The organism is Marivirga sp. (assembly GCF_051117495.1).
In the GTDB taxonomy this organism is placed as follows: Bacteria; Bacteroidota; Bacteroidia; order Cytophagales; family Cyclobacteriaceae; genus Marivirga.
Genome location: NZ_JBNPEF010000026.1, coordinates 111,726 through 137,111, shown reverse-complemented (window position 1 = coordinate 137,111; position 25,386 = coordinate 111,726). Strand labels below are relative to the sequence as shown.

At 34.4% G+C, this 25,386-nt stretch carries 28 protein-coding genes and 1 rRNA gene; 22 read left to right on the top strand and 7 right to left on the bottom strand.

Features of this window, described 5'->3' with window-relative positions:
- Window positions 1–8 precede the first annotated feature (8 nt).
- The 22 genes from rrf to ACFE0M_RS13955 all read left to right on the top strand — a co-directional run bounded on the left by rrf (window position 9) and on the right by ACFE0M_RS13955 (window position 19,247).
- Window positions 9–120 (top strand): 5S ribosomal RNA (rrf, locus tag ACFE0M_RS14060).
- A 421-nt stretch (window positions 121–541) separates the two neighbouring features.
- Window positions 542–1,324 carry a DNA-methyltransferase gene (locus ACFE0M_RS14055; RefSeq protein ID WP_434546413.1) on the top strand — a complete coding sequence of 261 codons (783 nt, stop codon included), beginning with the start codon at window positions 542–544 and terminating at the stop codon, window positions 1,322–1,324.
- A gap of 284 nt (window positions 1,325–1,608) precedes the next feature.
- Window positions 1,609–2,310, top strand: coding sequence for a hypothetical protein (locus tag ACFE0M_RS14050; RefSeq protein ID WP_434546412.1), 702 nt, complete (start codon window positions 1,609–1,611; stop codon window positions 2,308–2,310).
- The gene (locus ACFE0M_RS14045) at window positions 2,311–2,496 is read left to right on the top strand and encodes a hypothetical protein (protein WP_434546411.1); all 186 of its coding nucleotides are present in this window, start codon (window positions 2,311–2,313) and stop codon (window positions 2,494–2,496) included. It begins immediately after the preceding gene.
- Window positions 2,497–2,910: 414 nt separating this feature from the next.
- Complete coding sequence (locus ACFE0M_RS14040; protein ID WP_434546410.1) at window positions 2,911–4,155, top strand: hypothetical protein; 1,245 nt, start codon at window positions 2,911–2,913, stop codon at window positions 4,153–4,155.
- A 99-nt stretch (window positions 4,156–4,254) separates the two neighbouring features.
- Window positions 4,255–5,073, top strand: coding sequence for a hypothetical protein (locus tag ACFE0M_RS14035; protein WP_434546409.1), 819 nt, complete (start codon window positions 4,255–4,257; stop codon window positions 5,071–5,073).
- 342 nt (window positions 5,074–5,415) lie between these two features.
- On the top strand, window positions 5,416–6,141 hold the full coding sequence (locus ACFE0M_RS14030; protein ID WP_434546408.1) for an AAA family ATPase: 726 nt from the start codon (window positions 5,416–5,418) through the stop codon (window positions 6,139–6,141).
- A gap of 196 nt (window positions 6,142–6,337) precedes the next feature.
- Window positions 6,338–6,880 (top strand): hypothetical protein, encoded by a 543-nt coding sequence (locus ACFE0M_RS14025; RefSeq protein ID WP_434546406.1) that lies wholly within the window; start codon window positions 6,338–6,340, stop codon window positions 6,878–6,880.
- Between the two features lie 137 nt (window positions 6,881–7,017).
- On the top strand, window positions 7,018–8,136 hold the full coding sequence (locus ACFE0M_RS14020) for a hypothetical protein (RefSeq protein ID WP_434546405.1): 1,119 nt from the start codon (window positions 7,018–7,020) through the stop codon (window positions 8,134–8,136).
- Between the two features lie 46 nt (window positions 8,137–8,182).
- Entirely contained in the window at window positions 8,183–8,944 is a 762-nt protein-coding gene (locus ACFE0M_RS14015; RefSeq protein ID WP_434546404.1) for an HNH endonuclease, read from the top strand.
- 134 nt (window positions 8,945–9,078) lie between these two features.
- Window positions 9,079–9,234, top strand: coding sequence for a hypothetical protein (locus ACFE0M_RS14010; protein WP_434546403.1), 156 nt, complete (start codon window positions 9,079–9,081; stop codon window positions 9,232–9,234).
- A 54-nt stretch (window positions 9,235–9,288) separates the two neighbouring features.
- Window positions 9,289–10,890: a sodium:solute symporter family protein gene (locus tag ACFE0M_RS14005; RefSeq protein ID WP_434546402.1), complete on the top strand. Its 1,602-nt coding sequence runs from the start codon at window positions 9,289–9,291 to the stop codon at window positions 10,888–10,890.
- Between the two features lie 4 nt (window positions 10,891–10,894).
- On the top strand, window positions 10,895–11,332 hold the full coding sequence (locus ACFE0M_RS14000) for a GNAT family N-acetyltransferase (protein ID WP_085518398.1): 438 nt from the start codon (window positions 10,895–10,897) through the stop codon (window positions 11,330–11,332).
- Between the two features lie 2 nt (window positions 11,333–11,334).
- Window positions 11,335–12,405 carry an alanine racemase gene (locus ACFE0M_RS13995; protein WP_434546401.1) on the top strand — a complete coding sequence of 357 codons (1,071 nt, stop codon included), beginning with the start codon at window positions 11,335–11,337 and terminating at the stop codon, window positions 12,403–12,405.
- Window positions 12,406–12,423: 18 nt separating this feature from the next.
- Window positions 12,424–13,572 carry an amidohydrolase gene (locus ACFE0M_RS13990; RefSeq protein WP_434546400.1) on the top strand — a complete coding sequence of 383 codons (1,149 nt, stop codon included), beginning with the start codon at window positions 12,424–12,426 and terminating at the stop codon, window positions 13,570–13,572.
- A 105-nt stretch (window positions 13,573–13,677) separates the two neighbouring features.
- Window positions 13,678–14,871 carry an alanine racemase gene (alr, locus tag ACFE0M_RS13985; protein WP_434546399.1) on the top strand — a complete coding sequence of 398 codons (1,194 nt, stop codon included), beginning with the start codon at window positions 13,678–13,680 and terminating at the stop codon, window positions 14,869–14,871.
- 108 nt (window positions 14,872–14,979) lie between these two features.
- Window positions 14,980–15,411: a hypothetical protein gene (locus tag ACFE0M_RS13980; RefSeq protein WP_434546398.1), complete on the top strand. Its 432-nt coding sequence runs from the start codon at window positions 14,980–14,982 to the stop codon at window positions 15,409–15,411.
- A 67-nt stretch (window positions 15,412–15,478) separates the two neighbouring features.
- Window positions 15,479–16,156: a hypothetical protein gene (locus ACFE0M_RS13975; protein WP_434546397.1), complete on the top strand. Its 678-nt coding sequence runs from the start codon at window positions 15,479–15,481 to the stop codon at window positions 16,154–16,156.
- Window positions 16,119–16,535, top strand: a complete 417-nt coding sequence (yidD, locus tag ACFE0M_RS13970) for a membrane protein insertion efficiency factor YidD (RefSeq protein ID WP_434546396.1) — start codon at window positions 16,119–16,121, stop codon at window positions 16,533–16,535. Before ACFE0M_RS13975 ends, yidD begins: the two co-directional genes overlap by 38 nt.
- Entirely contained in the window at window positions 16,532–17,356 is an 825-nt protein-coding gene (locus tag ACFE0M_RS13965) for a hypothetical protein (protein WP_434546395.1), read from the top strand. Before yidD ends, ACFE0M_RS13965 begins: the two co-directional genes overlap by 4 nt.
- Entirely contained in the window at window positions 17,325–18,170 is an 846-nt protein-coding gene (locus ACFE0M_RS13960; RefSeq protein WP_434546394.1) for a tetratricopeptide repeat protein, read from the top strand. The genes ACFE0M_RS13965 and ACFE0M_RS13960 overlap by 32 nt, the downstream gene beginning before the upstream one ends.
- A gap of 24 nt (window positions 18,171–18,194) precedes the next feature.
- The gene (locus ACFE0M_RS13955; protein ID WP_434546393.1) at window positions 18,195–19,247 is read left to right on the top strand and encodes a hypothetical protein; all 1,053 of its coding nucleotides are present in this window, start codon (window positions 18,195–18,197) and stop codon (window positions 19,245–19,247) included.
- Window positions 19,248–19,250: 3 nt separating this feature from the next.
- Here the strand turns inward: ACFE0M_RS13955 and ppgK are convergent, their stop codons facing one another.
- From ppgK to ACFE0M_RS13920, 7 genes are all read right to left on the bottom strand, one after another.
- Window positions 19,251–19,979: a polyphosphate--glucose phosphotransferase gene (gene ppgK / locus ACFE0M_RS13950; protein WP_434546392.1), complete on the bottom strand. Its 729-nt coding sequence runs from the start codon at window positions 19,977–19,979 to the stop codon at window positions 19,251–19,253.
- A gap of 304 nt (window positions 19,980–20,283) precedes the next feature.
- Window positions 20,284–21,372, bottom strand: coding sequence for a glycine cleavage system aminomethyltransferase GcvT (gene gcvT, locus ACFE0M_RS13945; protein WP_434546391.1), 1,089 nt, complete (start codon window positions 21,370–21,372; stop codon window positions 20,284–20,286).
- A 79-nt stretch (window positions 21,373–21,451) separates the two neighbouring features.
- Window positions 21,452–22,168 (bottom strand): sulfite exporter TauE/SafE family protein, encoded by a 717-nt coding sequence (locus ACFE0M_RS13940; protein ID WP_434546390.1) that lies wholly within the window; start codon window positions 22,166–22,168, stop codon window positions 21,452–21,454.
- Window positions 22,169–22,171: 3 nt separating this feature from the next.
- Window positions 22,172–22,591, bottom strand: coding sequence for a FixH family protein (locus ACFE0M_RS13935; protein WP_434546389.1), 420 nt, complete (start codon window positions 22,589–22,591; stop codon window positions 22,172–22,174).
- Between the two features lie 2 nt (window positions 22,592–22,593).
- Window positions 22,594–24,003, bottom strand: a complete 1,410-nt coding sequence (gene ccoG, locus ACFE0M_RS13930; RefSeq protein WP_434546388.1) for a cytochrome c oxidase accessory protein CcoG — start codon at window positions 24,001–24,003, stop codon at window positions 22,594–22,596.
- 226 nt (window positions 24,004–24,229) lie between these two features.
- Window positions 24,230–25,195 carry a c-type cytochrome gene (locus ACFE0M_RS13925; RefSeq protein ID WP_434546387.1) on the bottom strand — a complete coding sequence of 322 codons (966 nt, stop codon included), beginning with the start codon at window positions 25,193–25,195 and terminating at the stop codon, window positions 24,230–24,232.
- Window positions 25,179–25,382, bottom strand: a complete 204-nt coding sequence (locus ACFE0M_RS13920; RefSeq protein ID WP_434546386.1) for a cytochrome C oxidase Cbb3 — start codon at window positions 25,380–25,382, stop codon at window positions 25,179–25,181. Before ACFE0M_RS13920 ends, ACFE0M_RS13925 begins: the two co-directional genes overlap by 17 nt.
- Between the last annotated feature and the right edge of the window lie 4 nt (window positions 25,383–25,386).

Below are 25,386 nucleotides of genomic sequence, written 5' to 3'. Positions count from 1 at the left end.
GACAACTTTATGGTGACTATAGCGGTGGGGTACACCTCTTCCCATTCCGAACAGAGAAGTTAAGCCCACCAGCGCTGATGGTACTGCCGTAAAAGGTGGGAGAGTAAGTCGTTGCCAACTTTTATTTACAAAGCCTGATTAGGAAACTAGTCAGGCTTTTTTATGTCCTTTATTTTTTCTTAATCCCCCCCCTACAAATAGTCAGGATTAAAGAAACATTGCTTTTTCATTAATTTTACCTCATTTTCTGATGTATAGAGTTGAAAACAGCCTATGGCTGTCCTTTTGTTTTCTTTTGTTTCTATTGTGGTTAAATTATATAGTTAGTAAATATCTCTATCGGTTTTCGTCTATTGATCATTAATAAAATTCCTTCAACGATTTTAAACCCAGAATAATAGATCTTTGATATTAAGGAAGCTTTTTAAACAATACTTTAGTATTTAACTGATGTTTTTTAATTTAAAGCTTTAATTAACTATAGCTTTAAATGCAACTCAATAATATATATAATGAAGACTGCCTAATAACTATGGGGAGAATGAAGGACTGTTTTGTTGATCTGACAGTTACTTCTCCTCCCTATGATGATATGAGAGACTATCATGAATATTCCTTTGATGTTGAGAAGGTGGCTAGTGAATTGTTTAGAGTCACCAAGAAGGGCGGAGTAGTGGTTTGGGTTGTGTCTGATAAAACCAGCAATGGTAGCGAATCCGGTACAAGCTTTAAGCAAGCCTTAACTTTTATGGATAAAGGTTTTAGATTAATGGATACCATGATTTTCAAAAAACCTCCTAAAGGGGCTAGCGGTAATAATCGAATATATTGGCAGGGATTTGAATATATGTTTGTGTTCACCAAAGGGGCTCCAAAGACTATTAATCTAATAAAAGACCGAAAGAATAAAGAAAGCCGTAATGGTGATAATGGAACCAAAAGATTGGTGAATGGCAAACTTAAAAAAGTAACTAGAGGCGGATATGGAGAGTTTGGTAGGAGAACCAATGTTTGGGAGTATGCCGTTGGTAAAGGACACAGCTCCAAAGACTCAGAAGCTTTTGAACATCCTGCAATTTTTCCAGAAAACTTAGCTAAGGATCACATATTAAGCTGGAGCAATCCCAATGATATTGTATATGACTGCTTTATGGGCAGTGGCACTACCGCTAAAATGGCACTCTTAACTAATCGAAATTATATAGGGAGTGAAATATCATCTGTTTATTGTGATTTGGCCAATAGAAGATTGATGAAATATTCTAATGAAATCGATGTTGATATTCAGGCAACATTAGACCATTCGATTGATATCAAGAAGTAAATAAGACCCATTATAAAAAATCTAATTTTTTTTTTGGACTTTAAATCAACGGAAAATATATTTGCTTCATGTACTTTAGTACATATAATTTCGTTTTCAATCTAAAACGCAAGGTTATTGAGCTTTTTTAGATTCCTCATAGTAAACAATCCCAACATTTTTAAAAGTTATGGTACTGGCTTGTTTCAAGCTGAATTATTAATACCGAATAGCAAAGAACCACTATTCGGGTTGAAATTTTTTTATAGTGAATTCAATAAATGTTTAACCAAAATAAAAATAAAATGTCAAAAGAAAATTTTGAGACCTTAAAAGACTCTATTGCAGCTATAGAGCCAGCTGACACAAAAATCCCTAACATGCCTGTAGATGTTTATGTACAGGAAGCCTCAGACTTACATGAGTGGAGCAAAGAAGACCAATCCCAATTAGTAGAAGTGGGTGTGCCCAAAGCTTATTTTGATGAAATGGAGACTCGAATTGGTGCCTTGCGCTATGCGCAATCGGTGTGGAACAAGGACCAATACACCAAAGAGGAAGCGCAACAAGAGTGGGATGAGGTAAGCCCAAAAGCTTATGATTTGAAAAATGAAATAGAGCATGCATTTCGCTTTGCCTTTAGGAAACGCCCTGATTTATTGAGTAAAGTCCAGGGTATAGAACTAGGGACAAGTAATGCTGATTTGGTACAAGATTTAAGTGACTTGGCCGCATTGGGACTAGCGAACTTGCCCTTGTTAACAGCCATTAATTTTGATGAAACTAAATTGGATCAGGCCGCTAATGAAGCTTCAAACCTAAGTGGTTTATTGGCCAAAGCCAATGGTGAAAGAAAAGAAGATAGCAGCCCCAAAATTACTAGGGACAAAGCTTATACTTATCTCAAACAAGCGGTAGATGAAATCTATGAAGCGGGTAAATATTTGTTTTGGAAAGATGAGGCCAGAAGAAAAGGCTATTATAGCCGATACTTAAACAAACGATAATTGTCCAAAACCCTTCCTGATGGTCAGGAAGGGTTAATTTTTACTCAGGAACCCCTAAAATTCAGTCAGGAAAGGGTAATAATGACTAAGGAAGGGGCAATAGTGGTTCAGGAAAGGGGTAAAATCACTCAGGAAGCCCCCATAATGAGTCAGGAAGCCCAAAAGGCACTCAGGAAGGGTCAATAATGACTCAGGAAGGGTGAAATTCAATTAGGAAGCAATAATATTTGGTCAGGAAGAGTGGAATTTACTCAGTACCAAATATTATTTGGTTGAAATATTTTTGGGAAATCTTTAAATATAAAGTCTTAAAGTTTAATCGAGCCATTTTCTTTCCTATTTATATAAAACCCATCAAAAAAGAAGAGATAACGCACTAGCCATAAGCGCAAGAATCTTTTATGGATTTAGTTAGGTCGTATATTTTATAAGTTTAGTCGATTATTTTGACAATTTTATATTATTTCGGTTAGCTTGTGTTAAATTGGAATGTTAAAAAAGCCGTTAGGTTCAGGTTAACATCAATTGTATAATAATATTTGTATATAGAAAAGTTGTTACCCTTTATTAGCGGCTATACCTAATCAATCAACTCACAATATGACAATTAGTGGAATTCTTGAATGTTCAACATGTGGACACAAAATCAGATTAAGACATCAGGTTGGCTACGTTTATCCAGTAGTAGTTAAAGTAGCCTGCAACAGCTGTGGGAAATTACTTAAAGGACTGGCAAAGGAGGCTGACCCCGTGTTTGAATTCCCCAATGATAAAGTAACTATGGGTTTTGAAGAAACAACTCAAATTGTTAGTATTTCTTCTGAACTGCCAATTGCTTTAAAAGTTAGTAATGCTAACGGTATTGCCGCATTAACCCCCTTTATGGGAATTGGTTCAACAATTGGTTTTGAAAATATCAAAAGGTTTGAAAAAAATGTTATAGCCTTTTTAGGTCTTTATGATAATAAAATTGAACAGCTGATAACTTGTTTTGAACTATTTGAAAATAGAAACTGGGAATATTATTTAATAGAGGCAAAAAAGAATTTTAGAACAGAACTTAATTTGGATATAATAACTTTCGATGCATGCTCTGTTGTCTTAAAAGAAATTAATAGAGATTTTTTTAAAGGATTAGATACAATTTACTATCAAACGAATTTTTCTCAAAAGCTTCAAACCGGAACCATTGATAAAGTTTCCTCAAAAATTAATGAGTTAAAGAGTTTAAAATCAGAACTTGAAACATATATAAATATTGAGAGTGAATTTATAAAAGGGGTTAAGCTAGTAGAGAAATTTTTAACCAATATAAAGAGCTTCTTTCCAGTAATTGTCCTTTCATATTTGGACGATTTCACAAAAGAGTTTAAAGATGATTTTGGATTATCAACATTTGAATTTCTTGATTTAAAAGAAATGTATATTGAGCAATTTGAATACCTTTCAAGAATTTCTTCGGTTTATTTTGGCTTAATTAACTTGGTTGAACGAAGCAATATTGACGATTTTGGAACTATTCGAGATTGCAGTAGACTAGCTGAATATTTTAGTAAAAGTAATGGAACAAAAAAAGACATTATAAAAAAGCACAATTTTCTTAACGATTATTTTTTAGACACTTTAAATAGTCAAATAAGAAATGGGATCGGGCATTTTAAAACTGTATATGATCCAAAACCTCAGTTAATTAAATATTACCCTTATGAAGACCCTGCTAAAATAAATAGACATAAAGAAATTTATTTAGTTGATTTCGCATTCCAAGTTTATCAGCAAAGTCTAAAAGTGAGGGACAGTTTAGAATTATTGAGTAAGTTCATTAATTTAACAAACAGATTCTAAAAATCAATGTGTAAATTTATTAATTGCTGTGGCTGTGTTCGAATGGCAAGCTTAGTGTTTTTTAAGCCCCACTAATCATAGTATAGCGTTTTATTTGCAATGAATCAATCTGAAATAATTAAAAATAATATTCCTTTAATTTCTGGAGGATTAATATTCTTGGGTTATCTAAACTATCATTTCTATTATAGTCAATTTGACATAAATATAAATACCTATCTAACTACCTCTGAATTAATATTCTCATTTTTACCATTAACTGTCCCATTCATTTTGACTTTGTCTGCTTCAATAGTGATTTTTATTGGTTTACAACTATCAATAGTCCACCAAGAAAAAGATTCCCAATCTAATAAAGAGGAAGAACCTTTTAATGAATTACTCTCAGTAAAGTCATCTTGGCATAAACTGAAGTTTCAGTTTAATAAAAAGAAAGATATTTTCGACTATATATTTTTACCTATTAATACCATAGTTTTTTTAATAAGCATAGCAATTCAATTATTCTTAATAGTATTCATCATGTTAGTGGCGGGTAGTTTTTCAGTGGATCATCAATATATCGGATTTGGTGGTTTATTAATATTAGGAATTCTTTGGCTTATATTAATTTTTGCAAGAATAACCATCTATAAAAAGGAACAAACAAGAAGTAAAATTAAATTCATGAGTATTTTATTTTTACTTAACCTAATAATCTTGTTTTTGTGGCTAAATAATAAAGAGAAAGCAAATAAAATATTAAACAATAAAAAAATACTTGACATCACAATCCTAATGGATAAAGACACTATTAAATCTGACTCGAATTTATTATATATCGGTAAAACATCTGAGTATATATTCTTTAGAGATGTTTCAGATAGTTCTAACAAAATCTATAAGCTTGATGAATTATTAGAATTAAAACAAAAATGAACCAAGGCTGTCATTGCAATCCAAACGGGAAAGGCATCGGGATTGATTTATCCACCTGCCTAGCTGCAACATTTTTGGGAAGTTTTTATGGAGCCATTTTATTCCCTACTTATATAAAGCCAATCAAAAAATAAGAGATAAGCCCATGGGCACAAGAATCTTTTATGAATTTGCTTAGGTCGTACATTTTATAAGTTTAGTCGATTATTTTGGCAATTGGATATTATTTCGGTTAGCTTGTGTTAAATTGGAATATCAAAAATGATGATATACTTTAGTTATCAACTATAGAATAATAAATATTAGGAATGCTGATAGGGAATTCGTGGCAAGCGTTATAAAATGAAAGACAAATTAGATATAGAATTAAAAAATATTAGAGGTATTAAAACTCTAAATGTTTCATTGAATTTAAGACCAGGTATTTATGCAATTACAGGGAAGAATGCATCTGGCAAAAGCTCCTTAATTGCTTCTCTTTCCGCAATATTTTATAGAAAAATTTTATCTTCCTACTTCCAAAACACCCCAGAACGGGCATACATAAAGTATCATCTTGAAGGTGACTCAATGATTGCAACCAAAAAAGATGATGTCAAATGGGATTTTGAGGGCGACTTGAGACTTAATGGTTTTTATGAAGGGAGTATAATTCACGGCAACAGATTTAGAGATGCAAACTACGGAGCTTTATATAGAGCGAATAAGGTAAAAAGAGAAAATCTAACACCTGCGGAAGATTTTGTAAAGGAAAATTTGGGTATTATTCTAAAAGATGATGCCAACTACTATAATTCACTTTATAGACTTAAAGCAAAAGATGCTTTTTATTTGTTTAAATTTAGAGGGTCTCCTTATTTTTCGATAAATGAAGAGGAAGACCTAATTATAAGTCAGTTTAGCTTAAGCACTGGAGAAAACTTATTGATTTCACTATTACACTCAATTCATTTTCAATTAATAAAAAAATCTGCCAGAGATCATTATATAGTACTCCTTGATGAAATTGAACTTGCTTTGCACCCACAAGCACTTGTGAGGTTAGTTAAATTTTTAGGACAATTGTAAAGGGAGAAATATTGCAATATATTTTTCAACACATTCCGTTGAACTTGTTAGACAAATTGCTCCGAACAATATTTATTATTTAGAGAAACATATTGATAATACTGTTGAGGTAATAAATCCTTGTTATCCATCTTACGCAACTCGAAACATTTCATTCTTTGATGGTTACGACTTATTAGTCCTTGTAGAAGACCATTTGGCTAGAACAATTATTGAATGGATTCAAAGAAGACACGACCTAAACACTTCAAAATTAATTCACATATTACCAAGTGGTGGTTGGGAAAACACTCTTTCTTTACATAGTGATATTTTGGACTCTGAACTTTTAGGATTTGGCAAAAGCGTAATAAGTGTCTTGGATGGAGATATTGAAGAAGATTACAAAAGCAAATATAAAGATAGAGGTAAAATGAAAGCGTTAAATGTTTCTTTTTTGCCAATACCAAGTATAGAGAAATTTTTACTTGATAAATTGATAATAAATCTAGATTTAAAGTTTTTTAGGCATTTTGGGGATTCTTTTTTTAAAAAGAAATCTCTCGACCAAGTAGTATCAGAATTTAATAGAACAAATAAGGGTAAAAGTGATGGCAAAGCACTTTTTAATAGTCTTGTCCAAGAAGCGACTTCCGTGAATCGAGTTGAGGAAGAATTTGTTACAATGGTCAGTAATTATATTGTTGAAACTGAGGATACTGAAAGGTTGGCTTTGAGATTAAAAAACGCTTTAAAATAACTGTTTGAAAACAAGGGTTATAGCAAATGCATCATGAAATGCTTAAATTAAACAAATTACACTTTCTGCTAATCAAACAAGTAAGTGCCTTGAAATTAAGCACTTGCCATAACCTTAGCCTTTGATATTTCCACAAAATGAAAAAATCAATTAGGAAACCCGAAAACTGGCAAGATTTTGAATCTCTCTGTAAAAAGCTGTGGGGAGAAATATGGGAGTGCCATGAAATAAAAAAGAACGGAAGGTCTGGTCAAAACCAACATGGAGTTGATGTTTATGGTATACCTAAAAATGAAATAGGTTATTATGGGATTCAGTGTAAAGGGAAAGACGACTATGTGAACAGTAAGCTAAAGAAATCTGAAATAGATAACGAAATTAAAAAGGCTAGACTCTTTACTCCAAAACTCAAGAAGTTTTATTTCGCAACTACCGCCAATAAAGACTCATTAATAGAAGAATACGCAAGGGTTAAAGATATTGAAAGTCGAGAAGATGGATTTTTTGAAATCCATTTGTTCTGTTGGGAGGATATTTCCGACCTAATTGAAGAAAATAAAAATACATTTGATTGGTATGTCAAAAACATCAATCACAAAATCGCATTTGATGTCAAAGTAACATTCCATGATGATACTACACACCTTGACTTCAATCCTAAGCTGGTAAAAAAATATATAACATACAAAACCATACCTTTTAAACCTCCAACAGGAGGAATATTCGATTTAGGATATTCACCAAGTGAAAATAGAAAGCAGAGAAGAGAAATAGATATTGAACCTCAACCAATAAGGTATTTTATAAATGGAACTAACTACAATAGGAGTTCTTGTGTTTTTTCAATTAGAATTAAGAATATTGGAAATACTGCAATTAAGAATTATAAAATGTATTTTGATATTGATTCAGATGGTGTAACTGTAGATACTGTTTCTAAACAAGACAAATTTTATGATTTGTATCAGTACACTTATAATACTTTCATGTTCAAGGGTACCAACAATGGAGTTTTTGAGCCCGAAGAGACAATTCTAGTGCAAAAAGATAGTATAAGAACAGATGATATTTGCTTAAGGCCCAACATTGAAGGAAGTCAAAAAGTGAATATTAAATGGAAGTTAGTTTCAGAAGATTTCGCTGATGAAGGAATTTTAACATTACAATTGAATACGGAAATAATTGAAAGAGAAAGTGTTGAAGAAGATGAAATTCCAAGAGAAGATGAAATAGTGTTTCTTAACTATGTTGAATAAAAAGTTTATAAAAAAATAATCACTAAGTCACTTGAGTTAATAATTTATGAAGCAATGTATTTGGTGTTCAAGGAATGAAGAAGATGTTCCTTTTGAAAAGAAAGCTCATACTATTCCCAAATCATTAGGAGGAAAACATCTTTGCAAAGATGTCTGTGATTTATGTAATCATTATTTTGGTTCTCCTATGCCTAATCTGCCTTCCGTAGAACTTGTATTCAAAGAAGTGTTTAACATTTCGCGATTTTTCCTTTTAGATGCTTCTAATGAAAGGGAAAAGATCGGTAGGTATAAATCTGAATTTTTTAACATAAATTGGAATGCACGTACAATTAGAACAAAACCTAAGTATTCTTTGAAAAATCATTTTCAAGAAAAGATGGGAAGACAATTTAAACGAGCCATTTATAAGGTTTTCCTAGAAGATCGAGCAAGAATGATTGGGGACGCCCATGATGAAAAGTTCAATTTCATTCGTGAATTTGCTCGTTATGATTTAGTAGATTATCCATTATTCTATTTCACTCCGGCTAATGGTGCTATATTTTTTTCTTCACAAGATGCTATACACCCTGAAATACGTTTTTCTGAACATCACGAAAGAATAATAAAAGAGTATCGATTCTACGAATTCTCATTGATGGGACATTTCTTCGCAATACCTACAACCTCTAAATTTGATTTATTCAAAAATGAATATGTTAAATATTGTAAATCTGAACACTCTCAGCTATATTCTAAAATGATAGAAGTCAAGCGACTAAATCAAGTTGACTTTACTTTTAGTTTTATGAATGAAAAGAAATAAATTTCATACCTAACATTCCTCCCGGTAAATAGCCTTACCATTTACATTCCAACTTCCCCATCCCCACCTCTTGCAAATCTCCCCAAATAATCACAACTTTAGTATTTAATTAATTTCAATTAAAACCCATACATATGAGAACCATTGCACTTGATGCGCTTTCCTTTATTGCTTCCCCTAATGAGAAAAAGTTTATACTGCTAAGGGCGGAGCAGGCTGATGATCAAAACTTTTTAGAAAACTTTGCCCTTCACAGGATTTTAATGATTGCCAAATTTTTCGTAGTTTAAGATTTAATCCAATCTTATTGTTTAACTACAATTATCATTATTGATTTATAGAATATGCATATTATAGATATTTCTATTTTTATTGCTTATATGATTGCCATGTTAGGAGTGGGGTATTATTTCCTCAGATCCAACAAAGGCATGGATGATTACTATGTGGGCGGCAGGAAAATGACCAGCTGGCATATAGGATTAAGCGTGGTGGCCACAGATGTTGGGGGTGGTTTCTCTATCGGATTAGGCGGCCTGGGCTTTACCATTGGGATTTCTGGTTCATGGATGCTTTTTACAGGCTTGATCGGGGCTTGGTTAGCGGCCGTTTTTTTAATTCCCGTGGTGCGGGGCAATAAGGCATTTGAAAAATTTCATACCATGCCTCAGTTGTTTGCCTACTTTTTTGATAAGAAAACGGCATTATTGGCCGCCTTAATTTCTGCTATTGGATATTTGGGGTTCACCAGTTCCCAAATTTTAGCGGGGGCAAAATTAGCTTCCGGTACTTTTCCTGATTTGGGCTTGAATCAGGCATTGATTATCATGGGCGTTATTGCAGTGGTCTATACCGTAATGGGTGGCATAAAAGCAGTGATTTATACCGATACCATTCAATGGATTCTTTTATTAAGCGGTCTGATTTTCATCGGAATTCCACTTTCCTACAATGCAGTAGGCGGATGGTCGGCTATAAAAGAAACCTTGGATCCTGAAATGTTATCCTTTACCAATATTAGCTGGCAAGATATAGTGTACTGGGTAGTGACCATTATCCCAATATGGTTTGTGGGCATGACTTTGTATCAAAGAATTTACGCTAGTAGGGACGTTAAAACAGCTAAAAAAGCTTGGTTTATAGCAGGTGTTTTCGAATGGCCAATTATGGCATTTATGGGCGTTGCACTAGGCGTTTTAGCCAGAGTAGCAGCCGATCAAGGCATGTTTGCTGCATTAGGCCCTGAAAATATTGCTCAAGCGGATCCAGAAAAAGGATTGCCGATGATGTTGGCAACTGTTCTGCCTGTTGGGTTGTTGGGTATCATGATGTCAGCATATTTTTCAGCTATCCTTTCAACTGCAGATAGTTGCCTGATGGCCTCGTCAGGAAATTTTGTATCAGATTTTATTAAAAAATTTACCACTCGCTTTAATTCCGATAAAAAAGAGCTCAGACTATCTCAAATTGTGACATTAATTGTTGGGGCAGTTGCACTTTTACTCGCGAGCGCAATGGAAAATGTTTTGAGCTTGATGCTATATAGCTATGCTTTTATGGTGTCCGGTCTTTTTATCCCGATTTTGGGCGGACTGTTCTGGAAAAAGAGCAATAATAATGCGGCATTTTGGGCTATGATTGCGGGTGGATTGACTACCGCACTACTGCAAGCCAATAAAATTACCTTCGGAACTGCAACTAAAATGCCTGAATTACGAACATTTATAAGTGAAGCAAAATCGAGTATAGAATTTATTGGGATTAACTTAGAAAGTATGACGCCTGGTCAAGCGGTAGAATCAATCAATAAAATGCAGATTATTGGCATTCCTTTTTCTGATATTTTATTTAAATTACCCGCAGGATTAGATCCTAATGTATTTGGTATATTATTTTCAGCAATAATTTTCGTAACTTACTCTCTAATATATCCTAAAAACAAATAACTACATGGAATTTCAAACTTTAACTTCAATAGACTCAGCAACAACTTTACAAAAAAATGAGATTGCAGATTTTCTGCATACACATCTTGATGAATTTGGTGATTCCAAAGATGATATTATGAAATGTTTGGATTATGCACTCAGTTCATTTGGTCATCAAGGTGGGTTTGTTGTTTTAGCTAGGGAAAGTGGAAGTATAAAAGGAGCAGTTGTAGTCAATCAAACCGGAATGTCAGGTTATATTCCTGAAAACATATTGGTGTACATAGCTGTTCACTCAGATCAGAGGGGTAAAGGCGTTGGTAAAGAGCTGATGAAAAAAGCAATCAATACAGCTAAAGGAGATATTGCCCTACATGTTGAACCTGAAAATCCTGCCAAATTCTTATATGAGAAACTAGGCTTCACCAACAAATATTTGGAGATGAGGTTAAAAAACTAAACATGGCATTTTTAAAATTATACAAGGATAAATTAAAACATAACTTTGATTTTTTACACAAACTTTTTACTGAAAACAACTTAGATTGGGGAGCAGTCACCAAGCTTTTCTGTGGTAACGAACTTTATCTAAAGGAGGTCATCAATTTAGGTTTCAGGGAAATTCATGATTCTAGGATTAAAAACCTTCAAAAAGTAAAGGAGATTGATCCTACGGTAAAGACCTGTTACATTAAACCGCCAGCCAAAAGAAGTATTCCTGATATCGTTCGATATGCGGATATGAGCATGAATACGGAATATTATACCCTCAAATTGCTTTCTGATGAGGCTGTGCGTCAAAATAAAACGCATAAAGTCATCATCATGGTTGAAACTGGTGACTTAAGAGAAGGGGTGATGGGAGATCACCTCATTGATTTCTATGCCAAAGTATTTGAATTGCCCAATATTCAAATTGAGGGAATAGGCACTAATTTAAATTGTTTGCATGGCGTGATGCCTTCCCAAGATAAGCTCATTCAATTAAGTCTTTACAAACAGATTATCGAGTTAAAATTTAATAGAAAGTTGCCGTTAGTTTCTGGTGGTACTTCTGTTACGATCCCGTTGATCATGAACAAACAGATTCCTGCAGGGGTAAATCACTTTCGAATAGGGGAGACACTTTATTTCGGGGCAAATTTATTCGATGAAACCACTATCGAGGGCATGCATGATGATTGTTTAGAGCTTTTTACCGAAATAATTGAAATAACAGAAAAGCCAAAAGTACCTATGGGTGAAATGGCAGCCAATCCACAAGGTGAAACAACCGAAATTGATGAATCTTTATACGGTGAAACTAGTTTTAGGGCTATATTGGATATAGGGGTTTTAGATATTGATCCCAAATACCTTATTTTAGAAGGCTATGATTTTGAAATTGTAGGCTCAAGTTCCGATATGATCGTGATAGATTTAGGGGATAACATTAAAAAGCGAAAAGTTGGGGATTTAATCAATTTTAAAGTGAAATATATGGGAGCTCTGGGTATCTTGAATTCCAATTATATAGAGAAAACAGTAGAATAAAGTTTTAAAATATTTTTTATGGCTTTAAAGCTTGATGTAGAAGAGCTTGTAAAATTAAGACATCGATTACATGCCAATGCGGAAGTTTCCAATCAGGAAGAAAAGACTGCCAAAATTATAGTGGAATTTCTTAAGGAATTTAATCCTGATGAAATCTGGGAGAATATTGGCGGATTTGGTGTGATAGCCTTGTTCAAAGGAAAAGAAGATGGTCAAAACATAGGTTTCCGAGCTGATTTAGATGCACTGCATATTGAGGAAACCATTCATTTGGAGTATGAATCTAAAACACCTCATGTATCTCATAAATGTGGTCATGACGGGCACATGGCCATGGTGGCAGGAATTGCCTCTTATTTGAAAAAAAATCTTTTAAATAGAGGTAATGTTTATTTGATCTTTCAACCTGCGGAGGAAACAGGAGAAGGGGCAGAAAGGATCAATAAAGGCTTAAAAGAACTTGATATACATCTTGACTATTTATTTGGGTTGCATAATCTGCCTGATTATCCAAAAGGAGAGATATTCACCAAAACGGGAACCTTTGCGGCCGCTTCAAGAGGCATGGTGATTAAGTTGTTTGGAAAAACAAGTCATGCGGCTGAGCCCGAATATGGAATCAGTCCTGTCATCGCCATGGCAAAAATCACCACCGAAATGACCCAAATTCATCGAACAGTTAATTTCTCGGATTTAACCTTGGCAACTGTTATCCATAGTGAGTTGGGAGAAATAGCTTTTGGTACAAGCCCTGGCTACGGGGAAGTAAGAATTACACTAAGGTCGATGAAAGATGAAGATATGTCTGTTTTAATTGATGAAGCAGAAAGCCTTGCCCACAAATATTGCGAAGTTGAGGGCTTAGGTTGTGAAATATCATACACTGAAGTATTTCCTTCCACCGTCAATACTGAAGAAGCTTTTGAGATTATGCAAAAATCTGCTACTTCCATGGATGTTAAATTTAAGCAATTGCAAACCCCATTTAAGTGGAGTGAAGATTTTGGTCAATATAAACTCCAATATAAAACAGGTTTTTTTGGTATTGGATCAGGGGAAGATTGCGCCCATCTTCATGATGAATTTTATGATTTTCCGGATGAGATTATTGAACCGGGTCTTAAAATGTATATAGGATTAATGAAAAACTTTGAGTTGGTTGAATAGGTCCAATTTTTAATGGAGTAAATACTGTTTTAATTTGATTATCACTTCTTATTGTCCTTTTTTTGTATAAATCAATTTTCTTTCTTTAAAACATAAAAGGGAAATATGAATCAAAACATATTCAGTACTTCCACCATTACCTTAAGCAAAAGTGCGGTCAGACAAAACGTGCGATTTGTGAAAAGCAAATTGGCCAATAATGTATTGCTTTCAGCAGTACTAAAAGGAAATGCTTATGGTCACGGAATAAAGGAAATGGTTCCCTTGTTTGAATCAGCCGGAGTAAAGCATTTATCTGTATTTTCCATTCAGGAGGCGGCACAAGTTTGCCAAGTGAAAAAGCAATCTACAGCTATTATGATTATGGGTTGGATGGAAGATGAAGAAACCGAATGGGCCATTGAAAATGATGTGGAATTTTATGTGTTTGAAATAGGAAGATTGAAAGCAGCACTTGAGTTTGCCAAGAAAGTAGGTAAAAAAGCCAAAATACATGTGGAGGTTGAAACCGGCATGAACCGTACGGGTTTTCAAGAAGAACATTTGGGAGAGGTGATGGAGATGATGAAAGAAAATGAAGAATTTATTGAATTTGAGGGGTTATGCACTCATTATGCCGGGGCTGAAAGCATCACCAATTACCTTAGGGTAATGGATCAAATCAAAAAGTATAAACATATTTGTGATATTTTTAAGGCAAATGGATTAGTCCCCAAAAGAAGGCATACAGCCTGTTCCGCAGCGGCCATGTCCTATCCCGAAACCCAGATGGATATGGTCAGGATTGGAATTCTGCTATATGGATTTTGGCCTAGTCAAGAGACATTTATCGCCTATCAAAGAAGTAATGGTTACGGTCAGGAAGGTATCAGCAGAAGGGTAAAGCATCCTTTAAAAAGAGTGATTAGTTGGAGAAGTAAGATTATGTCAGTTAAGGAGGTTCCTGTGGGCGAATTCATAGGGTATGGAACCAGCTATCAAGCAACCAAGAAGATGAAGATAGCCACAGTTCCTGTGGGCTATGCTTATGGATTTGCACGATCGTTGAGCAACCAAGGAAGAGTGATTGTAAATGGGAAAAGAGTTGCCGTTATAAGTACTGTTAACATGAATTTGATGATTATCAATGTGACTGAATGCAAAAATGTGGGGAAAGGAGATGAAGTAATTATGATAGGTTCCAATGCTAATGGTAAGGTCAATGTAACGGTAGCCAGTTTTGGAGAGCTAAGTAATCAGTTGAATTATGAATTGCTCAGTAGGTTGCCAATGGATATACCGAGAAAGGTTGTGATTTAATCGAAAAACTTAAAGAGTTATATAAATTATTACATAATATATTGCAAATATGTAACATTAATTGTTACTTAGGGAAGTAATAAATTTATAACTTTTAAACCATTAAACATGAAAAAATTACTACTAGCCGTTGCAGCTTGTTTTGTTATAGCATCTTCTAGCTATGCAAACAACGCAGATTTATTTGAGTTGAATGAGGAAAAGATTAATGCTGAATTCACTGAGCTTAATGAATTGGAAGCTTATGTTTCCATGAATGAAAATGTGACTATTCACAATATTTATCAGGAGAATGCAGGGTTGGTTGCCGGTATGAATCTATCCTATGGACCAGAAGGAATGATGGGTCATAACAGATTTTCATTAGATGAAATGGAATGGGGTTCATTTGCTTGGGGTTTTTGCTGTTGGCCAATTGGTATTTTTACTGTTTTATTAAATAATGATAAAGGAAGCAACCATAAAATTTCTTTTTTCATTGGTTTAGGAACCTCCGTATTATTGGGTGCATTATCTTCACCTGCATATATTTCTTATTAAAAGTAGATCTAAGTAAAAATCAGTTAATAAAGACTATCCCTATTTTTAGGGATAGTCATTTGTTTTTATGAAACATATACTAGTATTAGTCTTCCTTTTTTTTTTAATAAGTTCTTCCTCATTTTCTCAATCCTACTTTAGGGTTACTGCCCATTTTTCTATTAAAGACAAAAATCCAAAGGGATCTGAATTCTATAAAGGGGAAGTTTATTATGATAAAGAATTCAATAAGATTGTTTACCAGGTATCATTTCCTGAAAAGAAAACTTTGGTTTTGGCCGACACCCAAATGTATGTTTTGGTCAATAAGAAGATTGAAAGCCAAAGTTTTACGCCCAATACAAATAAATTCACAATTTTCAATTTAGCCTTAAGCGGTGATTTGAAGAATTACGGACTTGATAAATCAGGTTATTATATTAATTCAATAGAGGAATCTGAAGATCAAACTATAATTGAATGGTTGCCGCCCACAGGTTTAGAAGATAAATTGGGAAAAGCAGTCCTTTCTTTAAAGAATAATCAACTCTTTGGTATAGTTTTGTTTAAGCCCAATGGTGAAATCATGGGAAAAAGATTTTACCAAGATTATGTAAGTGTAAACGGCTTGCCATTTCCAAAAAAAGTAATTCAAGTATCTTATCTACATGGAGAGGAATATTATAAAATCACTACATTTGAAAATATAAAAATTGATGAGCTGGAAAATGATGAGATGTATCGTATTGATCTTCATAATAAATAGTATAAGTTTTCAAGTATGGTCGCAGGTTGATTCTGAATTGGAAATATTAAGCGGTATCAAATATGATATTTCTTCAGCTGAAAAGACAAAGATTAGTGATCAATATGAACATGTCCATGTGAATACCAATGAAGTTCAATTCGTATTTTCAGGGCTTTTTCTTTTTTACAAATCATTTATTTCTTCTCAAGATGCGCAATCATGTTCTTTCACGCCTTCTTGTTCTGTTTATGCCTTGGAAGCTGTTAAAAAACAAGGGGTTCTGAAAGGAATGATGAATGGATTTGACCGCTTGTCAAGATGTAATTCCCTATCTCCTGAAAAATATGAGATTGATCCTAAAACCAAACTTTTAATCGACCCATTAGTAGTACAATGAAATTTAACATTTTCTTTTTCTTGCTAGTCTTGAGTACAAATTTATCCCAAGCACAAGATATTTACACCTTTGATAAGAGTAAGGAATTCGCATCCTATTTGTTCAAGAGTGGACAATATGAATTATCGGCTGTTGAATACGAAAGGTTATTATATGTTGATCAAAATAATGACTCCTTAAAGCTTGCATTGGTCAATAGCTATTTTAAAAACAATGAATTGGACAGGGCTGTTAGCCGTACAGAATCACTGTATCCTTCAATTTCTGATTATACACAACCCATGTCAGAACTATATGTGCAGATGCTGATTCTAGGTAAATATTTCGATAAATTTGATGAGAATTCTGAAGGGCTACCTATAAGTGGAGAAAAAAAATCAATTTATGAATTGCATAGAGAGGTTATGGCAGGAAACTGGGAAAATGTAGCAACGAAAATCCCACAAACTTCAGCTACAGATCACCCTTCCATAACGGGTTTAAAGAATTTGTCAACACAAGCAAAAGCTTTCCAGCCCAAGAAACCATGGGTGGCTGTTATGATGTCGGCTGTATTACCGGGTAGCGGGAAATTTTATACCGGAAATTATAAGGATGGAATATTTAGTTTATTGGTAGTGGGTGGTAGTGCTTTTCAAGCTTATAGAGGTTTTAATAAAGATGGACTTTCATCGACTTCAGGATGGATATTTGGTGCGCTATCCACCGGTTTTTATGCTGGTAATGTTTATGGATCAGCTAAGTCGGCACAAGTATATAATCAAAATTTTTGGTTGGAAATTGAAAAAGATGCAGAAAACATTATTCGTTCTACTTACTAGCCTTTTCCTTTCGGCTCAAATTTCATTTTCTCAAACCGTTGAAGAGACCCTTCAGTTTGCGGAAGAACAGTTTAATTTGGGGAATTACACCAATAGTGTTTTGGCCTATGAACGCGCTATCTATTTTGAAGAAAATACTACTGCTGAAACCTATTTTAAACTGGCCAATGCTTATTTTAGTATTGGAGATGTTGATAGGGCTGCTAGGTTTTATGATAATGCCACATTTTTAGAAAAAGATAACGATAAACGAAATGAAATAATTTTTAAAAAATGCTTGGCTTATCTAAGTACTAATCAATATAACCAAGCCATTATTTCTTTAGGGTCAATAAATGATTTCAATAATTCTGAAGCAAAATTGAAAAAGCAATATTTTAAATCAATAGCTTATTTTCTAAAGGAGGATTTTGATCAGTTTGAATTATTGTTTGATGAATATGCGACAAATCTAAATTTAGCATCTAATCAACATTATATTGACTTGGAAACATATAATCTAAAGGCGGATAAAGTAAAACCTAAACTAGCCATGTGGATGAGTGTATTTGTACCGGGAAGTGGACAGATTTTATATGGTAATTGGAAAGACGGACTAAATTCTATGGCATTGACTGCAGCTTTAGTGGGTTTGTATTTTAATTATGTAATTGAATTTTCCTTGGTGGAAGGATATTTAGTCGTTTTGCCTTGGTTCCAACGCTATCATAAAGGAGGATATTTGAAAGCTAAGGAAACTGCCTTGAAGAAGCAAAGAGAATACAGAGGTAAAGCTTATGCTGAGATTCTACAATTACATCCAGCCTTATTTTAAGATTGTTTCAACATGAAAATTTTAATGAAAAAGTGTATCCTTTTTTTCGTTTTTATTCAATATAGTATTGTTGCCCTTTCTCAAATTGATAATAAAGACAATCAACAATTTTTCAATCATCTTTATAATTTTGAATTCCCCAAAGCTAATAGTTTGCTCTCAAATATTGATAGTATTCAAGAAGCCAGTCAATATAATTTTCTAAAATCACATTTCATGAGGTGGTATTATTTGCCCATCCATGAGCAAGATGAAGAAACATTATCTCAGTATAATAATTATTTGGAAGCAACCGGAAATGAGGATGCTGAATTAGATTACTTTTTTGTCAACAGTGCTTTGTTGAAAGCTGAGTTTAATTATAACCAAGGTAATTATTATAAGGCCTTTAAAAATGGATCCAACGTCTATGACATTGTTAAGGATAATTTAGAACAGGCCCCGGAACAGGATGAATTGATGTTTTTATCGGCTTTATACCATTATTACTATCAATATTATAAAAATGAAAATGCTTTATATGGAAGTATGATGTGGTTATTTAAAGAAGGCAATAAAGAAACAGGATTGAAATGGCTGAAAACTGTAGCAAAAGGGGAAAGTATTGCCAAAACAGAAGCCTTAATTTATCTTTCCCATATTTATTTAAGGCTTGAAAATAATGTGGATTCTGCTTTTAAATATGCGGAAAAGTTACACAAAATCTATCCTAAAAACATGAAGTTTTATGAGGTGTATATTGAAAGTGCAATTTCGAATAAAATCAACAATGAATCTGTTCAATTGAAAATTGAGAAACTCAAGAATTCAGAAAAAGTCTATTTCCAAAAATTCGGCCTTTGTTATGGAGCTATTTTCCGGACCTTGAAAAATAGTTATGATAGCAACAAAAAAATAGTAGAACTTAAAAATGCTTTAAGCTTCCTTGAGCGGAACGGTGGTGGAGATCACCTTTCATCTTTAATCTATAATAGTTTGTATCAATTAACTGGTGAAGAAGAATATTTAAAGCAGAAAGAAAAGCATGAAGTATATCAATTTGCTTTGACTGGTTATCATAAAAGTCAGCTCAATTGAATTTTATAAAAACTGACTTGCGGCACCAATAATACCCGCATGATTCTTTAATTCGGCTGGAATCACATTCAATTTTTTATCAATATATTTTTCGTACTTCTTAAATTTCTTGCTGACACCGCCTCCAATAATGATTAAATCTGGCCAAAATAATTTATGGACTTCTACTAGATATAGATTTAATCGCTTGCCCCATACCTCCCAACTTAAATCTTCATTTTCCCTAACGGAATTGGCCGCATAGGCTTCTGCTATATCTCCTTTGAATTGTATATGTCCTAATTCTGTATTAGGCATTATTTGTTGATTATGGAATAAGGCAGATCCAATGCCAGTACCCAGAGCCAATACTAAAACAGTTCCATTGTGGTCTTTCCCAGCACCAAATCGCATTTCAGCTAAGCCCGCCACATCTACATCATTCATTACTCGAGTGGCGCAACCGGTAGCCTTTCTGATCATATTGGCAAGCGGTTTTTCTATCCAGCTTTTATCAACGTTAGAAGCTGTTTTTACGGTTCCATCAATAATTGCCGCAGGGAATCCGCAACCAATGGGGCCAGACCAATCGAAATGCTTTTGCAGTTTTACCACAGTTTGCATCATGGCTTCGGGAGTAGCGGGTTGCGGGGTTTTAAATCGTTTACGTTTAGTAGTAAATTCTCCTGTTTTTAAATTTACAATGGCGGCCTTCATTCCAGAACCGCCAATGTCAATGCCTAATACTTCCAAATTGTAGTCAATTAGTTTCTGGGAATTAAGTTAATATAATTTTAACCCTGATAAAAATAATTCAAATACATCAACATGAAAATGAACCCTAATCTAAAGCTTTTCTTTATTCTAAATTTAGTTACACTATAGTTAAGGTTTGTTGAAAAGAATTTGATGAATTGTCATCATCTATATACTTCAATACTGAATCCTTTTTTGTAAAGATTAAAATAGAATAGAAACCTGACAGGTTTGGGCTATATTCCTAATATAAAAAAGTATGATTAATCACTTCAAAACCTATTCTCTTCAACACTTGCTTCTAAATCAAAGGTAATTTCTTGACCATTCCCTTCAATTTATTTTTTCTTACGGCAATCTGAATTTCAGATTCAGGTTTTGAAAATTCCGTTTTCACATAACCCATACCAATGCCATGACCTAAAGTAGGAGATTGTGTTCCAGATGTTACAACTCCAATAGTGTTGCCATCCATATCTAGTATTTCATATCCTTTTCTTGGAATTCCTCTATCCAACATGTGAAAGGCAATTAATTTACGTTCAACGCCCTCTTCTTTTTGTTTTTTTAGGTTTTCAGCGTTGATGAAATCTTTGGTGAATTTGGTTGCCCAGCCTAGTTTTGCTTCTATCGGAGAGGTGGTATCGTCTATATCATTTCCATATAAACAAAAGCCCATTTCCATTCTTAATGTATCTCTTGCGCCAAGTCCGATTGGTTTTATACCAAATTCTTCACCTGCATCTAAAATTTTGCGCCAAACACTTTCCGCATCTTTGTTGTGTAAATAAATTTCAAAACCACCAGCACCTGTATATCCTGTGTTGGACATAATCACATATTTCGTATCGGCAAAAGGCGCTACTTGAAAGTGGAATGGCTTGATAGCAGATAAGTCCATGGCAGTGGTCAACTTCTGTAAAGTATCCTCAGCTTTTGGTCCTTGTACCGCAAAAAGTGAAAAATCATCAGAAATATCTTTCATAATAGCTCCGAAGCCCTCATTTTGTTTGGCTATCCAATTCCAATCTTTTTCAATATTGGAAGCATTCACCACCAACATATATTCTTCCTCACCAATTCTATAGATCAATAAATCATCTACAATCCCGCCATTATCATTAGGCAAATAGCCATATTGCGCCTTTCCTACTACCAAAGTAGAAGCATCATTACTAAATACTTTTTGAATCAAGTCCAATGCTTTTGGCCCTGAAATCAAAAACTCTCCCATGTGGGAAACATCAAAAATCCCTACTGCATTGCGGACGGTGTTATGTTCTTCAATTAAACCTGTATAAGAAACAGGCATATTATAACCAGCAAAAGGCACCATTTTAGCACCTAGTTGCTCGTGAATGTGGTTTATTGCTATTTTCTTCAATTCCATAGTAAATCGATTATTGTCTTAAGTTTCCTGATAAGCAAAAGTATGGAAAATATGGGATTTTGGAAGGGGTTCTAGGAAGTTATAAATTAGATTCTGATCTCTCCCCACAAATAGGAATATCCATAGTAGTTTGAGTCTGTCCTAAATCAGGCAACGGAATATGAATAAATTGCACTTCCAAACCTCTTAGGAAAAGGAATAAAGCAAGTGTTAAAGCCAAAGCAGGTCTTAATTTCTGAGTAAAGCCGTTTAATTTTCTGAAGGTTATTTTTCCAGCCCAAACGCTTCCGATCAACCAGGGTAAAGTACCTAATCCAAAAACAGCCATAAACACAACAGAATCCATAATGGTTTCGGTGGCAAAAGAGCTTAGAAGTGCTAGATAGACTAGTCCGCAGGGAAGAAGGCCGTTAAGCAGACCAATTGAAAATCTGGATAGTAGGTCTTGTTTTCCAATGAATCTTTTGAATCCATCTTTTACTTTTTGATAAGGGACTGATTCTATTTTATTGATGAATTTCAAAAATCGATAACGAGCAGGCAACACATAAAAATAAACTATGAAAATGGCCATAATGATGGAAAGACTATTTTGCCAACCTAAAATGGACAAACTTTCTCCAACAAATGCTAAGGCAAGCCCTAAAATGATGTAGGTAATGATTCTTCCTGTTTGGTAAGCCACAAAGCCCCAAGCCATGGATTGGTTTCGGAAAACGCCAAGCATTAATGGGGCGCACATAAATGTACAATGTATCCCGCCCAATAAACCAATGCTAAGTGCTGCCCAGATCATTTTTTAACGCTGAATAAAAATCTGCTCTTCCTTAAAATATTTTTTGCCATTGGCTTCCCAAATAAATGAGACCTTCCAATTTCCGGCTTTAAATTTTTCAATGGGGATATTTACTTCCTCACTAATGGGGACAAAAAAGTCTAAATCAGCATCTGAAGGTCTGTAAAATTGAATTTTTCCTTTTACTTTTTCAGCCTCTTCAAAAATCAATGCTAAAGTATTGTCAACTTGTTTTACAGAAACAATGCCTTCCCAATCACGTCCATTTCGGATTTCATCCATTTTGCCCTGATAAGCTATTTCTTCTTCATAATAATTTTCTTCAACCATGTGAAATTCTTGCTTCATGCTGAATATCACCATGGATACTATTAAAATCACGAAACCTATGAATACTAATGTTATTTTATTTCCCCAGTTCATAATTATTTCTTACTAAATGTGTTAGGCCCAGGAAATCTTGAATCAATGGTTTGGATTAACTCATCATCCCTATAAATTTCAACTTGAATTTTCTCGTCTATTAATGCAAACTCTCTTCTAGTCATTTCCACAAAAACATAAACTTCATCTTTTTCTTGCCCTTCCAATATTTCAATTGGCCCAGAAGGAAAAAATAAACTGGCTGATTCCGGTTTAACCTTATAAGTCAGATTCATAGGGTCAAAGGACTTATTGATCATTTCCATTTGATACATATTGCTGATAATAGAATCGTTTTTAATCTGATAAATAGAGCCTGGTGTTCTCGTCATGGTTACTTCAATTGGCGCTCTTCCAATTAATAAAAATCCCATGGCTCCAACTAATATTGCTAAGACTACAGAATATGCTATCACTCTAGGGGTGATTAATTTTTTAGTCTTTCGTTCTACTCCTTCTTCAGAATCAAATCGAATCAAGCCTTTTGGTTTATTGATTTTGGTCATTACTTCATCACAAGCATCAATGCAGGCCGTGCAATTAACACACTCCATCTGAGTACCGTTTCTGATATCAATTCCTGTTGGGCAAACTTGAACACACAAATTACAATCAATGCAATCTCCTTTGTCTGATTGAGGTTCATTCTTTTTTAATTTCCCCCTTGGTTCGCCTCTCAACCAATCATAAATCACCACTATGGATTTTTTATCAAGGAAAACACCTTGCAATCTTCCATAAGGGCAAACAACAGTACAAGCTTGTTCCCTGAAATAAGAAAAGACAAAATAGAAAATACCTGTAAATACTAATAATCCGGTAAAAGCACTCCAGTTAGCTTGTGGTCCTGCTTGAATCACCTCTGACATTTCACCTATTCCAATCAGATAAGCCATAAATGTATGGGAAACCCAAAAGGATATGAAAAGGAAAACACCTTGTTTGGTGGTTTTCTTCCAAATTTTATTCCAAGTCCAAGGAGCCTTAGCTAGTTTTCTCTGTTGGTTTGAGTCTCCTTCAATCCAGTATTCAATTTTACGGAAGACCATTTCCATAAATACGGTTTGTGGACAAGCCCAGCCACACCATACCCTTCCAAAAACTACTGTGAATAATAAAATGAATACAACAAAAATCAGTAAAAGGAAGATTAATAGGTGGGTATCCTGTGGCCAGAAAACACTTCCCAATATCACAAACTGCCGATCAAAAATATTGAATAGCAATAAAGGATGACCTCCAATTTTAATGAAAGGACCAGCAAAAAAAAGAATTAAGAGCAACCAAGCTAATACCCTTCTGTAATTATGAAAAATCCCTTTTGGTTTTTTGGGATAGATCCAATTCCTTTTCCCTTGCTCACCAACTGTGGCGAGCTGCCCTCTAAATTGTTCTTGGTCTAAATTATCCATTTTACTTGTGAAATTTAAACCTGTCAGATTTTTAATACCTGACAGGTTTTGTTTTAATATTCATTCCTGCCCAGAAAGTTTTGGTGAAAACACCAAAACGGGGGATGGTAGTTCTTGATTTTTCATTTTAATCGCTTATCGTACCCCCGCTTGCAGGTGTTTTCACCTGCAAGTTTCTGAGCGACTGCACCATGGTCGGTGGCACACCGACCATTATCAATATTTTCTATTCTTCTACTTCCTCCACCTCAGGCAATTCATCCACATTCTCTTCTATACGTTCTTCCGCTTTTCTCTGCTTTCTGATTTCTCCTTGTGGTTCTTTCGGACTAGCAGGAGTAGTACCTACTAAGCTTAATACATAATTGGATACATCCTGAATTTGCTTCGGGCTCATATTGCCCTTCCATGGAATCATCCCTTTTGCTGGAACACCTTCTGACACTGTGGTGAATACACCCTTGATATCATTTCCATGGATCCAGTAATCATCCGTTAGGTTAGGGCCTACACCTCCGCCACCATCATCAGCATGACAAACAGCACAGTTCTTTTTATATAAAACTTGGCCAGCTTTCATTACAGCCTCATCAGTTTGCAACTCGGCAGTTTCAGCTGTGATTTGTACCATTCCTGCTTTTGCACGTGCTTCAGCCCTTAGCGCTGCTTCTTCAATAGAGGCTTGATATTCCGTCTGTTGATCAGGAATAATGTCAAAAATCAAAAAAGCCGGTACATAAAATAAAGCAAAAATGAAAGTACCGATGAAGACATACTTTAACCAGGGTGGCATTCCGTAATCCATTTCTTTGATGCCATCATAGTTATGGTCTAGCATCATATCACCTTGTTTGTCAACAGGTTTAAATTTACCGGTAATCCATCTTTGCTTGAATTGCTTGAAGAAACTTAAGCGTGCTTCACCTTTTTCTTCTGCTTTTTTTGTAAGGATTAAATCTGCAGTCTTGACCATCAAAATAGCTAATATGACCATTAAGACAATCAAAATAACAAGTAAGCCACCAATCAAAAGTAAAAGACGACCTTGTTCCGTTTGCATTAGTTGCTCCCACATCGTCACTTTTTCAATTTCCAGCTCTTCCACAGCTTCTTCAACTTGTGCAAAAAGTGGGGCAGTCCCTAATCCTAAAAGGAAAAGGCAACTCCATATCATTTTAGTGATTTTTTTCATCTTGAGAATCATTTTTGTATGTAACATTATCCTCTTCCATGGGTAAGGATTTCATTTTTTTGATATAATTCTTATCTGCTCTTATCACCCACCAAATCAGACCAAGGAAAAACAAAAAGAATATACTCAGCGAAATGATGGGAAAGATTTCCACATTTTCTATAGTTTCAAAATAGTGCTTAAACATGATT